We start from the raw sequence: 12,233 nt of genomic DNA, 5'->3' as shown, positions 1-12,233 counted from the left end.
GTCAGGCGCTCCCCTTCTTGATCTGCAGGCTCCACCAGCGGCGGGCGAGCCCCAGTCCGAGTCCGGTCGATATGAACACGAAGAACAGGTAGCGCGCCCACTCCTCGATGATCTGCTCGACCCTTTCGTTTTCCGTCACCCTGGCGATATCGAAGTAGATGGTCAAAATGCTGAGGCTCGTCAGCAGAAACGAGACGAGGTCGAGGCGGGCCAGGAGCACGTCCGCCTCGGCGATGCGCCCTGCCCTCACCCGCGCCCTGAGCGTCGCCGACGCCCAGACGAGACAGATCATCCCCATCACCGGCCCGACCGAAAAGATCGCCCAAGCCGGCATCGGGGCCTCCGCGCGCTTACCGGTACGTCACCGCCCGCACGGCCTCGATCACCTCGCCGACGTTCGGCAAGGCGAGCTTCTCGAGGTTGGCGGCGTAGGGCATCGGCACGTCCTTGCCGGTCACCTTCAGCACCGGCGCGTCGAGCCAGTCGAAGGCGAGTTCCATCATCTTCGAGGCGATCTCCGAGCCGATCGAGCAGACCGGGAAGCCCTCCTCCACCGTGACGCAGCGACCGGTCTTCTTCACCGAGGCGACCACCGTCTCGATGTCCATCGGGCGGATGGTGCGAAGGTCGATCACCTCGCAGTCGATGCCCATCTCGGCCAGCGCCTCGGCGGCCTTCGTCGTGTAGGTCATGCCGATGCCGAAGGAGACGAGCGTCACGTCCTTGCCGGGCCGGGCGATGCGCGCCTTGCCGATCGGCAGCACGAAGTCGTCGAGCTTCGGCACCTGGAACGACTGGCCGTAGAGGATCTCGTTCTCCAGGAAGACGATGGGGTTCGGGCTGCGGATCGACGCCTTCAAGAGGCCCTTGGCGTCGGCGGCCGAATAGGGCTGCACCACCGTCAGGCCGGGGATCGCCGCATACCAGGCGGCATAGTCCTGGCTGTGCTGGGCGGCGACGCGGGCGGCGGCACCGTTCGGGCCGCGGAAGACGATCGGACAGGTAATCTGCCCGCCCGACATGTAGTGGGTCTTCGCCGCCGAATTGATGATGTGGTCGATCGCCTGCATGGCGAAGTTGAACGTCATGAACTCGACGATCGGCTTCAGCCCCGCCATCGCCGCACCGGCCGCGAGGCCGGCGAAGCCGTGCTCGGTGATCGGCGTGTCGATGACGCGACGCTCGCCGAATTCCTGCAGCAGCCCCTGGGTGATCTTGTAGGCGCCCTGGTACTCGGCCACCTCCTCACCCATGACGAAGACGTCGCCGTCGCGGCGCATCTCCTCGGCCATGGCGTCGCGCAGCGCCTCGCGCACCGTCATCGTCACCATCTCGGTGCCCTCGGGCACGTCGGGATCGGCGGCGGGCTCGGCCGACTTCGGCTGGGCCGGCACTGTGCCGCCGGCGGCCGGCGCGACGTCCTTTGCGGCCGGGGCCGCGTCCGCAGCGGCTTCCTTCGGCGGCGGCGCGACGGCCGCGTCGCCGGCGGGCTTCGCATCGGCCTTCGCCTCAGGCTTGGCTGCAGCCACGTCGCCGGGCTTCTCGTCCTCGCCGATGAGCATGGCGATCGGCGTGTTGACCTTCACGCCCTCGGTGCCGGCCGGAACCAGGATCTTGCCCATCCGGCCCTCGTCGACCGCCTCGACCTCCATCGTCGCCTTGTCGGTCTCGATCTCGGCGATCACCTCGCCGGGGGCGACCATGTCACCCTCGGACTTCATCCACTTGGCGAGCTTGCCCTCTTCCATCGTGGGAGAGAGCGCCGGCATCAGGATCTCGATCGGCATCGCGGTTCCCTTTGCTCAGCGTACGATGTCGGTCCAGAGCTCGGACGGGTCCGGCTCCGGATCGTGCTGGGAGAATTCCGCCGCCTCGTTGACGATGTCGCGGACCTCCTTGTCGATCGCCTTCAGCGCGTCTTCGTCGGCCCAAGAGTTGGCCAGAATGCGCTGGCGGACCTGCTCGATCGGGTCGTGCTCGGCCCGCATCTTGTCGACTTCCTCGCGCGTCCGGTACTTAGCCGGGTCCGACATCGAGTGGCCGCGGTAGCGGTAGGTCAGCATCTCCAAGATGTAGGGGCCTTCGCCGGAGCGGGCGTGGGCGACGGCACGCATCGCAGCCTCGCGCACGGCCCGCACATCCATGCCGTCGACCGCCTCGCCGGGGATGTCGAAGGACCGGCCGCGGTGGCAGAGGTCGGTCGTCGAGGAGGCGCGGTTGACGCTCGTCCCCATGCCGTACTTGTTGTTCTCGATGACGTAGACCACCGGCAGGCGCCAGAGCTTCGCCATGTTGAAGCTCTCGTAGACCTGGCCCTGGTTGGCCGCGCCGTCGCCGAAATAGGTGACGGAGACGTTGTCGTTGCCGCGGTACTTGTTGGCGAAGGCGAGGCCGGTGCCGAGCGACACCTGCGCGCCGACGATGCCGTGGCCGCCGAAGAAGCCCTTCTCGACGCTGAACATGTGCATCGAGCCGCCCTTGCCCTTCGAGTAGCCGCCGCGCCGGCCGGTCAGTTCGGCCATGACGCCCTTCGGGTCCATCTCGCAGGCGAGCATGTGGCCGTGGTCGCGGTAGCCGGTGATCACCTCGTCGCCCGGCTTCAGCGCCATCTGCACGCCGGTGACGACGGCTTCCTGGCCGATGTAGAGGTGGCAGAAGCCGCCGATCAGGCCCATGCCGTAGAGCTGGCCGGCCTTTTCCTCGAAGCGGCGGATGAGCAGCATCTCGCGATAGGCGGCGAGTTCCTCCGCCTTCGTCATCGGCGCCGGGCCGTTGCCGGCGGGCGTGGCCGATCCGTTCGACGCCTTGGTCTCGTCCGCGGCCTTGCCGCGGCCGCTGGACTTCGCCGATCGGGTGGCGGTCGCGGCTTTCGCCGCCATGCCGCGGGCGCCCGATTTCGCTGCCGTCTGGCGCTTTTGCGCCGCGGCTTTGTCGTCTGCGGCCATGTGTCCTCCCGCGAGCGTACTTTTCTGGGCCGCGGGAACCTTAGCCGACCGGGAGCGGCAATGGAAAGCGCGCACGCCGGCCGTCAGGCCCGCGCAACGAGCAATTCACTTTCAACGGGAGAGAAAGGATGGGTCCTGACTGTTGCCGATGGAGGCGACCGGCAGGGCCGCGCGCTCCGACCCGCGGAACACCACGATCTCGTCGGGATGGGCGTAGCCGAGCTGCATCCGGGCGCGCTCGTCGGCGAGATCGGCGTCGATCTTGTCCGGGCGCAGCAGCTGCACGCGCGCCTCGAGATGCTTGCGCTCCACGACGAGCGCGGCGTGGGTCGCCTGCAGGGCCTTCTTCTCCGCTGCCATCACCTCGCGGGCGCGCATGCCGAGGTCGCCGTTGACGAGGTGATAGGCGAAATAGGCCAGCACCGCGACGAGCACGGCCGGCAGGACGAGCTTGCCGAGGAAGGAGCTTCTGCGCTGGCGGGTCGCCATGGCTGGGTGGTTCCGTTCGGATCGCGCACGCCGCCGCCGGGCGAGCGGCAGCGGTACCGCACTCTCGCGCAGCCATGCTTAAGGAAGCGTTTTTCCGCCGGCGTGCACGCCGACGAGCCGTCCGAGGCGGCTCAGCCGGCTCGGCCGTGGCGGCGCCGGCGGCGGGGCGTCCGGATCGACCAGAACGAGGCCGACCTCGGCGACCTGCCCGTCGCGCAGCGTCCGCGCCAGCAGCCGCGCACCGCCGAGCTCGACGGTGTCGCCCTCCGCCACGGCGCCCTCGAAGCGGCGGTCGAACAGCGCTGCGACGGTGAGGTCCGCCTCCTCCTCGGGGACGGCGCCGCCATAGAGCGCCGCCACCACCGCCACCTTGGCCCCGGCGTCGATCGGCAGGATCGGCAGCTCGCGCGCCGCCCGGCCGCTCTCATCGGCGGAGAACAGCCGGTCGAGGTCGGCGGCACGGTCGGGCGGCGCCAGGAAGTAGGCGTAGTCGCCGGCGACCGGCGGGCCCGAGGCGGCCGGGTCGAACACCTGGCCGGCGCGGATGACGAACACCGGCCGAGCCCACCGCGGCACCATCGACGGGTCGACGACGGCGCTGTCGGCCGTCACCGGGTAGCCGATCACCTCGTGGGCGAACTGGCCCGGCAGGTCGATCTCGACCCGGTGAACCGGCCGCGCCACGCCGGGCATTGCGAGGCCGAGCCGGCGGGCGAGCGGCGTCAGCGTCCACCCCTGCACCATCAGCGAGGCGAGCACGACGACGAAGGTGGTGTTGAAGATGAGCTCCGCGCCGGGGATGCCGACCAGCATCGGGATCGTCGCGAGGAAGATCGACACCGCCCCGCGCAACCCCACCCAGCCGACGAACACCTGTTCGCGCCACGGGATGCGGAACGGCGTCAGGCAGAGGAGGACGGCGAGCGGCCGCGCGATCAGCGTCAGCACCGCCGCCACCGCAAGCGCGGGCAGGAGCAGCGGCAGCAGCTTCGACGGCGTCACCAGCAGGCCGAGCAGCATGAACATGGCGATCTGGCAGAGCCACGTCGCCGCGTCGTGGAAGTTCGCCACGCTCGCCGAGGCGCGCATCGGCCGGCTGCCGACGGCGAGACCGGCGAGATAGACGGCGAGGAAGCCAGACCCCTCGAGCACGGCGGCGAGCGAAAACACGGCGAGCGCCGCAGCGATGACGAAGATCGGGTGCAGCCCGCCCGGCAGGTCGACCCGGTTGAGTAGCATGCGGATGGCTGCCCCGCCGACGAGCCCGATGGCGGTGCCGAGCACCGCCTGGCTGAACAGCAGCCACAGCGTCTCGAAGCCGGGCCGGCCGTGCGCGAGGATGATCTCGACGATGAGCAGCGTCAGGAACACCGCGACGGGGTCGTTTGTGCCCGATTCGACCTCGAGGATGGCGTTGACGCGGGCGCGCAGCTTGAGGCCGCCGGCTCGCACCAGGAAGAACACCGCCGCCGCGTCGGTCGACGACACCACCGCGCCGAGCAGCAGCGCCGTCAGCGGGTCGAGGCCGAGCATCAGCCAGGCCGCCCCGCCGACGACGGCGCCCGTCACCACGACACCGATCGTCGCCAGCAGGATCGCCGGCGCCAGCGCCCGCCGCACACCGGTGTGGCGGGCGCGCAGCCCGCCGTCGAACAGGATGATGGCGAGCGAGATCGAGCCGACGACATAGGTGAGCTGGTAGTCGGCGAACGCCACGCCGCCCGGGCCGTCCTCGCCGACCAGCATGCCGACGACCAGGAAGACGAGCAGCAGCGGCGCCCCGAAGCGCTGCGCCACGAGGCTCGACAGCACGCCGACGAGCATCAGCCCGGCGACGAACAGGATGAAGGCGTTCGGAGCGACGAGCTGCTCCACGGCGGGCTCGTCCTTTCATGGCAGGAGGTCCGGACAAGTGCCGGATTTGCCATGAGAATGCGCCGCCGGCGGGGCGAAGCCAACCGGCGGCGGGAGAACGTGGTGAAGAGCCGCGGACAGCCTCTACTGAGGCGGCTTCAGCGCGTGCGGAAGAAAGACGGGCTTTCCCCGCCATTCGACGTTCACGTCAGCGCCGAGCGGAAGCGGCGGCGGCGGCACCCGCGACCGCGCCTCCAGCGCTGTCGTCAGCGCGAGTTCCAGAAGCAGCAAGATGACGGTGAGCGTCGACACTGGACCCGCCGCAGCCGCCGATCAGCCCGCGAGCGCCTTCAGCGCCGCCCGGCCGGCATAGCGGCCCGACGGGCCGAGTTCCTGCTCGATGCGCAGGAGCTGGTTGTACTTGGCGAGCCGGTCGGAGCGGGCGAGCGAGCCGGTCTTGATCTGCCCGCAGTTGGTGGCCACCGCCAGGTCGGCGATGGTCGCGTCCTCGGTCTCGCCGGAGCGATGCGACATCACTGCCCGGTAGCCGGCCTTGTGGGCCATCTCGACGGCTTCCAGCGTCTCGGTGAGCGAGCCGATCTGGTTGACCTTGACGAGGATGGCGTTGCCGACGCCCTTGGCGATGCCGTCCGACAGCCGCGCCGTGTTGGTGACGAACAGGTCGTCGCCGACGAGCTGGCAGGTCGCGCCGATCTTGTCGGTCAGCAGCTTCCAGCCGTCCCAGTCGTCCTCGGACATGCCGTCCTCGATCGAGACGATCGGGTAGTCGGCCGCGAGCGAAGCGAGGTACTGCACCTGCTTCTTGATCTCCCGCGTCTTGCGCTCGCCGCCATAGACGTAGGCGCCGTCCTTGAAGAACTCGGTGGCGGCGCAGTCGAGCGCCAGCATCACGTCCTCGCCCGGCTTGAAGCCGGCCGTCTCGATCGCCGTCATGACGAAGTCGAGCGCCGCCTTCGCCGACGGCAGGTTCGGGGCGAAGCCGCCCTCGTCGCCGACGTTGGTGTTGTGGCCGGCCTGCTTCAGCGCCTTCTTCAGGGTGTGGAAGATTTCCGCCCCGGTGCGCAGCGCCTCGGAGAAGCTCTCCGCGCCGACCGGCATGATCATGAATTCCTGGAAGTCGATCGGGTTGTCGGCGTGCACGCCGCCGTTGATGATGTTCATCATCGGCACCGGCAGCGTCCGCGCCGCCGTGCCGCCGACATAGCGGTAGAGCGGCAGGCCGGCCGCATCGGCCGCCGCCTTGGCGACGGCGAGCGACACGCCGAGGATGGCGTTGGCGCCGAGCCGGCTCTTGTTCGGCGTGCCGTCGAGCTCGATCATTGCGCGGTCGATGGCGATCTGCTCCTCGGCGTCGCGGCCGCCGATGGCGTCGAAGATCTCGCCGTTGACGGCGTCGACTGCCTTCTGCACGCCCTTGCCGAGGTAGCGCTCGCCGCCGTCGCGCAGTTCCACCGCCTCGTGGGCACCCGTCGAGGCGCCCGACGGCACGGCGGCACGGCCGCGCGAGCCGTCCTCCAGCACGACGTCGACCTCCACCGTCGGGTTGCCGCGGCTGTCGAGGATCTCGCGGCCGATGATGTCGATGATGGCGGTCATGGCAGCCTCACTGTCAGCGTCGAGGATGGGCGCCGAAGTGCGCCACGGAATGGGGCGCCGGCCCCGGCCGGCCGGCTCGCGGCGTCACATAGCCGAACTCGCCGGAGGCGCCTAGGGGCGGCAGCGTTTCGACAGGCCCGGCGCCCCGCCGCGCTTGACTTTCCAGCCCCGCTCGGCCAGTGATGCCGGCAATTCAGGGATCGGCATCGACGACGCCTCGCACGTCGCGGGCGATGCTGTTGTCGCAGGGATCAGAGACATGGCCAAGGCCAACACCATCAAGATCAAGCTCGTGTCGACCGCCGACACCGGTTACTTCTACGTGACGAAGAAGAACTCGCGCACGATGACCGACAAGATGACCAAGAAGAAATACGACCCGGTCGCCAAGAAGCACGTCGAGTTCAAGGAATCCAAGATCAAGTGAGCCGCGGCGGCCGCACGGCCGCCGGCATCACCACGGTCTTCACGCCCCGCCTCGGCGGGGCGTTTTGATTCCAGGCCCCCGGCTCGATACGAGGCGCCCTGCCGGGGCAGACGCCCGCCGGATACGGGACCCGCGACGGCGCCGTCAGAGTGGCTCAGCCCTCCAGGAAGCCGCGAATCGTCTCGAGGAACTTCGCCACCGAGATCGGTTTCGACATGTAGGCCTCGCAGCCGCCGGCGCGGATGCGCTCCTCGTCGCCCTTCATGGCGAAGGCAGTGACGGCGACCACCGGGATGTGGCGCAGCTCCGGATCGCGCTTGATACGCTGCGTCACCTCGAGGCCGGACACCTCCGGCAGCTGGATGTCCATGACGATCAGGTCCGGCCGCTCGGCGCGTGCAAGATCGTACGCCTCGCGGCCGAGGCGGCACTGCAGCGTGCGGTAGCCCTGCGCCTCGAGGAGGTCGTGGAAGAGCTTCATGTTGAGCTCGTTGTCCTCGACGATCATCACCGTCTTGGGACGGCTGCCTCCCGTCGCCGGTCCGTCGTCGTCGGGACTGCTGCTCTCGGCCCGTCGGCCCGCCTCGTCGCTCTCGGCCATCGCTCGTCCCGCTCGTCCGCGTGCGGACTTCCCGCCCGGCGCGAACCGGGCCACACTCGCGCCGCGACGATCGACGTCGCCGCGCGCCACGCGCACCGCCGGCCGCGTCGAAGGAAGACGCGGCCGCCACCGGCACGTCGGCACAGTCGTCCGAACGGAGGGGCCATGCAAGTCGGGCGGGACGAACGCCACGTTCGGATCGGGAGTGCGGGCCGGGTGACGAAGGGCGGGCCGCGATGAGGCCGGGCAAGGCACCGCCGATGAACCGCGAGGCTGCCGAATCGCTCGGCGTCGACGCTCTCGTCTTCCTGGCCGACGACGAGGACCGGCTCGACCGCTTCCTCGCCCTCACCGGCCTCGCGCCGGGCGACCTGCGCGGACTGTCGACGTCGCCCGGCTTCCTCGCCGGCGTGCTCGACCACCTGATGAGCGACGAGCGCCTGCTCGTCGCCTTCGCCGAGGAGCACCGCCTCGACCCGACGACGATCGCCCGCGCCAGCGCGCTGTTGAACGGCGGATACGAGGGCTGAGCGTGCCGATGGTCGCCCGCGCGAGGATCGCGCGGGCCGGACCGGCGGCGCGCCTCAGCAGCGGGTCGGGTAGTCCCGGCAGGCAGCGTCCATCAGGAACTTGATGTTGCCCGACGTGAACGGCGACGCGCCCTGCACCTTCACAGTCGTGTCGACATAGCCCCAGCTCGTCACGCCGACGACGACGTTGCGGCCCGCTTCGAAGCCGACCGAGGTGCCGTTCAGCACCGGCGCGACGCCGAGGTTGACCACCCACGGCCCGCCGCTCGAGCCGCCGGTCATCAGCGAGCCGATCAGCTGGTTGCCGGCGAGGTTGGCGCGGACGACGCCCATCGAAGCGTTGCGTTGCATCAGGTTGCCGCCGTCGAGCGTGGCGGGATAGCCGAGCTGGTCGATTTGGCTCGCCCCCGTGCCGTAGCCGAAGCCGTCATAGCCGTAGCCGAACCAGCCGGTGGTCGTGCCGGGCAGCTTGTTGCGCTGTGGCACCACAACCAGCAGGGCGACGTCGTTCTGGCAGACCACGCCGGCGGCGGCGCAGGCATCGCTGCCGTCGAAGTAGCTGGTCAGGAGATAGACCCGCTCCGCCTTCCAGCGGCCGAACGGCGCCTTGCCGTTGTCGAAGGCCGGGACGAACTCGAAGCTGCTGTAGAGCGTCCGCGTCCCGAAGGAGGCGACGCAGTGGGCGGCCGTCAGCACGACGCCCTTCCCCACCATCGCCCCCGAGCACCACGCCGACGAGGCACCGACCCGGAAGAACAACCGGCCAGCGGCGCTGAACGGAAACTGCACCTGCGCCGTCGAGTTCGACGCGCCTGTCCGGACACGACTCGTTGTGAAGGGCATGAGCCCCGTGCCGAAGTCCTGCGGCGCGGACGCATCGGGGATGCTCATGCGGGTGGTCGGCAGGCGCAGGGCCTCGACCCCGGCATCGGCCGGGTCGCCGGCGCGTCCGGGCACAAGACCTGGGGCGCGGCCCGGCACCTGTCCCGGCCGGCCGATCGGCGCAGCGGCGTCCGCAATCGCGCCCTGCAGCGTCGGCAGCGCGAGTGCCAGCGGCGGCAGTGGCAGCGGCAGCGGTTTCGCCGATGCGTCTTCGCTCGGCCGGTGCGTCTGGGCGACCGGCCGGCGCGTGATGTCTGCCGCCGAGGCTTCGATCGCGCCGACGACGACAAGCGGGGCGAGCAGGGAAAGACGTCCCGCCAAGGTGAACTTCGACAACGACTTCATCACGATCCGTCCCGGCAACCGCTCTTCGAGCATCAGTCAGCAACCACGCCGCACAGCTAGCGCCCGCAACTGCGCGCGAGCAAACGAAGATCATTCCGGTTTCCATGTCGATTTGGGATGGATCATAACGATGTGGACCCACGTCTCGCAGTTCGCCACGGGGATCGGAACGACAATCCCCGGCCGGCGCCATGACCCGGCACACTTCTGAATTGCGTGATGCAGCGGGTGACGCCGACGTGTTAGGTTGGCGTTCCGCTGTTGCACAGCGCGAGAGTCAGCGCTGGGCAACGAAAGGTCGCTTTGGCCGCACGGCCCGGTGAACGTCGCGTAGGGAAAAGTCTAGCCGGGGAGCGAGGAATGGCACCAATGCAAAAAGCGTGGGTCGCCCGTGTGGATACCCGGTCCGCGGTGATCGTCGCCGCGGCGTTTGGCGCCGCACTCGCCTTGGCGGCGCCTGTTTTTGCCGCACCACAACCGTTCAGTGTGGAGTTCGCGCCCGAGTCCCGCCCCTGTTGCTACCACCGCTCCGGCAACGGCGACAACACGCCGGACGACACCCCGTTGATGCGCGGCGTGACCGTCGCCGGATCAGAGCTGACGTTCGACCTGCTCGGCCCGGACGACGACGTCATCCTACCCCTCGGCAGTACGACGGCGGGCAGCGACGGCCGCTTCCGCTTCCAGTATCCGCAGCTCGAGAACGGGCTGCTTCGTGTACGTGCGACGGTTTGGGAACCGGAGGCTCAAAGAAGGCGCAAGCACCTCCTGAGTTTCACCGTGGATACCGTGCCACCTGCCACTCCGCCGGACGTCTTCGCGCTCGGCCCCAAGCTCGAGCAGCCGGCGCCAGCCAAGACGGCAACGGATGCGCTGGAAGTCGTCTTCACGTTTCGACCCAGCGAGGAACCCGATGCCGGCCCCATGCTGCTGTTTCGCGACGGCGAGGCGGTCCGCCCCCAGTGGGTGATCGGTGGGCGGTCCGTTCGAGTGCAGCTTCCCGAGAACGAGACCCACACCTACCGGATGGCGCACGTCGACTGGGCCGGTAACGTCGGGCCGGCCTCGAAGCCGATCACCATCACTCAGGAAATATCGCGCACCGCCATCGACACCGTCGACGTCAAGAGCCTGCGCAGGAGCGAAGGCCTGACGATCCTGCGCGCCACCCCTCGCAAGCCCTATTCGCTCGGACAGCTCGCCTCGGCCGCCGGCGACTTCAATGGCGACGGTGTGGACGACGTCGCGGTTGCGGCGCGGGAGAGCTACGTCGCCGTCGTTTACGGCGACAAGCGCAAGAAGCTCGCCGACGTCGTCGACGTCGCCTCCCTCGATGGCCGCAATGGAATGCGCATCCTCTCAGACGTGGAACACGTGGCAGGCGGGGGCGATTTCAATGGCGACGGCATCGACGATCTTGTGCTCGGTGGCGGCGACGGACACGTTCGTGTCGTCTTCGGTGCGGCGGGCAACAGGAAGTTCGTGACGCTGGACGAGCCGGACAAGCGGCTCGGCCTCGTCGTCGAGCATCGCTGGTCCAGCGACAGCTTCGCGTTCGTCGTCGAGGGATTCGGCCAGACCGTCGCGATGCTGGGCGATGTCAATGGCGACGGCGTCGACGACATTGGCATCGGTGCCCGTGGCCAGATCTACCAATGCTGCACCGAGGACCACCGCCGGCCCGGACTGGCCTTCGTCGTCTTCGGGCGCCGCGACGGCCGCTTTCCGGCCGTGCTCAACGTCAAGGACCTCGATGGCAAGAACGGTTTCCGCATTGACGGCGCTGCCAAGAGCGACCTCGCCGGAGAGCTCGTCGCCGCGGCCGGAGACGTCAATGGCGATGGTCTTGCCGACTTCCTCGTGGGAGCCCCGGGATCAAAGCCCGACGGCCGGAAGGCGGCGGGGACGCTCTACGTTGTGTTCGGCAGCAAGAAGGGTTTCCCCCGCCGCCTGGCGCTGGGGGACCTCGATGGTCGTGACGGTTTTGCCATTCCCGGGGTGTTGCCGGGCGACCGACTGGGACGGAAACAGTGGGGGCTGGCCTCCGCCGCCGGCGCCGGAGATGTGAATGGCGACGGCGTCGACGACATCGTCCTGACGGCTGAAGACGAGGACGCCGCTCGAACCGCATTCGTCGTCTTCGGGCGGAAGAGCAAAAAGGTTTCCCGCCGGTTCGATCTCAAGGCGCTCGACGGATCGAACGGCTTTCGGGCTCGGATGAGTTCCGGTGAGGTGGCAGGTGTCGGCGACGCCAACGGCGACGGCATCGACGACGTGATGTTCGGAGGCGGATCGGAACCGCTGAGCGGCTACCTCCTGCTCGGCCAGCGCAAGCGCTTCCCGAAGCTCGTCGAGTTCGACCGAACGGACCAGGTGTCGGTCATCCGCATCACCGGCCTCGACAGTCCGGGCCCGGTTTCCGCGGCCGGCGATCTGGACGACGACGGGCGCGACGACATCCTGCTTGGTGCTCCCAAGCTGAAGGACGACCTCCCCGACGGCGGTGGCTACGTGCTGTTCGGGCAGGACTGGAACCGGTAGCG

12 protein-coding genes are annotated in these 12,233 nt (G+C 69.1%); 3 read left to right on the top strand and 9 right to left on the bottom strand.

The genetic code is table 11. The features are described 5' to 3' along the window. Window position 1 precedes the first annotated feature (1 nt). The 7 genes from RUR49_RS08345 to eno form a co-directional block, all read right to left on the bottom strand. On the bottom strand, window positions 2-334 hold the full coding sequence (locus RUR49_RS08345) for a hypothetical protein (protein ID WP_409145899.1): 333 nt from the start codon (window positions 332-334) through the stop codon (window positions 2-4). 16 nt (window positions 335-350) lie between these two features. After that, a complete protein-coding gene (locus RUR49_RS08340) occupies window positions 351-1,787 on the bottom strand; it encodes a pyruvate dehydrogenase complex E1 component subunit beta (protein WP_409145898.1) in 1,437 nt (478 codons plus the stop codon). A 15-nt stretch (window positions 1,788-1,802) separates the two neighbouring features. Next, on the bottom strand, window positions 1,803-2,759 hold the full coding sequence (gene pdhA, locus RUR49_RS08335; protein ID WP_409146360.1) for a pyruvate dehydrogenase (acetyl-transferring) E1 component subunit alpha: 957 nt from the start codon (window positions 2,757-2,759) through the stop codon (window positions 1,803-1,805). 297 nt (window positions 2,760-3,056) lie between these two features. Then, window positions 3,057-3,434, bottom strand: a complete 378-nt coding sequence (locus tag RUR49_RS08330; protein WP_409145897.1) for an FtsB family cell division protein — start codon at window positions 3,432-3,434, stop codon at window positions 3,057-3,059. A gap of 78 nt (window positions 3,435-3,512) precedes the next feature. Beyond that, window positions 3,513-5,309 carry a potassium/proton antiporter gene (locus RUR49_RS08325; protein ID WP_409145896.1) on the bottom strand — a complete coding sequence of 599 codons (1,797 nt, stop codon included), beginning with the start codon at window positions 5,307-5,309 and terminating at the stop codon, window positions 3,513-3,515. Window positions 5,310-5,432: 123 nt separating this feature from the next. After that, on the bottom strand, window positions 5,433-5,600 hold the full coding sequence (locus RUR49_RS08320) for a hypothetical protein (protein ID WP_409145895.1): 168 nt from the start codon (window positions 5,598-5,600) through the stop codon (window positions 5,433-5,435). A gap of 21 nt (window positions 5,601-5,621) precedes the next feature. Then, window positions 5,622-6,905 (bottom strand): phosphopyruvate hydratase, encoded by a 1,284-nt coding sequence (eno, locus tag RUR49_RS08315; protein ID WP_409145894.1) that lies wholly within the window; start codon window positions 6,903-6,905, stop codon window positions 5,622-5,624. A gap of 259 nt (window positions 6,906-7,164) precedes the next feature. Here eno and rpmG point away from each other — a divergent pair, with 259 nt between their 5' ends. After that, the gene (gene rpmG / locus RUR49_RS08310; RefSeq protein WP_409145893.1) at window positions 7,165-7,332 is read left to right on the top strand and encodes a 50S ribosomal protein L33; all 168 of its coding nucleotides are present in this window, start codon (window positions 7,165-7,167) and stop codon (window positions 7,330-7,332) included. Between the two features lie 154 nt (window positions 7,333-7,486). On the opposite strand, the gene RUR49_RS08305 is transcribed toward rpmG, so the two are convergent. Continuing rightward, window positions 7,487-7,840, bottom strand: a complete 354-nt coding sequence (locus RUR49_RS08305) for a response regulator (RefSeq protein ID WP_409146359.1) — start codon at window positions 7,838-7,840, stop codon at window positions 7,487-7,489. 329 nt (window positions 7,841-8,169) lie between these two features. Here RUR49_RS08305 and RUR49_RS08300 point away from each other — a divergent pair, with 329 nt between their 5' ends. Beyond that, window positions 8,170-8,463 carry a DUF3572 domain-containing protein gene (locus RUR49_RS08300; protein ID WP_409145892.1) on the top strand — a complete coding sequence of 98 codons (294 nt, stop codon included), beginning with the start codon at window positions 8,170-8,172 and terminating at the stop codon, window positions 8,461-8,463. Between the two features lie 54 nt (window positions 8,464-8,517). Here the strand turns inward: RUR49_RS08300 and RUR49_RS08295 are convergent, their stop codons facing one another. After that, complete coding sequence (locus RUR49_RS08295; RefSeq protein ID WP_409145891.1) at window positions 8,518-9,690, bottom strand: trypsin-like serine peptidase; 1,173 nt, start codon at window positions 9,688-9,690, stop codon at window positions 8,518-8,520. Window positions 9,691-10,101: 411 nt separating this feature from the next. Here RUR49_RS08295 and RUR49_RS08290 point away from each other — a divergent pair, with 411 nt between their 5' ends. Beyond that, a complete protein-coding gene (locus RUR49_RS08290; RefSeq protein WP_409145890.1) occupies window positions 10,102-12,231 on the top strand; it encodes a hypothetical protein in 2,130 nt (709 codons plus the stop codon). The last annotated feature ends 2 nt before the right edge of the window (window positions 12,232-12,233 follow it).

This window comes from Pseudoxanthobacter sp. M-2 (assembly GCF_046156265.1).
GTDB lineage: Bacteria > Pseudomonadota > Alphaproteobacteria > Rhizobiales > Segnochrobactraceae > CAMDHY01.
Note: the sequence above shows the minus strand (reverse complement) of the source record. Positions and strands in the feature narration are given on the sequence as shown.

Excerpts from the sequence above, each read along its gene's own strand:
- RUR49_RS08345 (WP_409145899.1), bottom strand. The coding sequence starts at position 334 with ATGCCGGCTTGGGCGATCTTTTCGGTCGGGCCGGTGATGGGGATGATC.
- RUR49_RS08340 (WP_409145898.1), bottom strand. The coding sequence starts at position 1,787 with ATGCCGATCGAGATCCTGATGCCGGCGCTCTCTCCCACGATGGAAGAG.
- pdhA (WP_409146360.1), bottom strand. The coding sequence starts at position 2,759 with ATGACGAAGGCGGAGGAACTCGCCGCCTATCGCGAGATGCTGCTCATC.
- RUR49_RS08330 (WP_409145897.1), bottom strand. The coding sequence starts at position 3,434 with ATGGCGACCCGCCAGCGCAGAAGCTCCTTCCTCGGCAAGCTCGTCCTG.
- eno (WP_409145894.1), bottom strand. The coding sequence starts at position 6,905 with ATGACCGCCATCATCGACATCATCGGCCGCGAGATCCTCGACAGCCGC.
- rpmG (WP_409145893.1), top strand. The coding sequence starts at position 7,165 with ATGGCCAAGGCCAACACCATCAAGATCAAGCTCGTGTCGACCGCCGAC.
- RUR49_RS08305 (WP_409146359.1), bottom strand. The coding sequence starts at position 7,840 with ATGATCGTCGAGGACAACGAGCTCAACATGAAGCTCTTCCACGACCTC.
- RUR49_RS08300 (WP_409145892.1), top strand. The coding sequence starts at position 8,170 with ATGAGGCCGGGCAAGGCACCGCCGATGAACCGCGAGGCTGCCGAATCG.
- RUR49_RS08295 (WP_409145891.1), bottom strand. The coding sequence starts at position 9,690 with ATGAAGTCGTTGTCGAAGTTCACCTTGGCGGGACGTCTTTCCCTGCTC.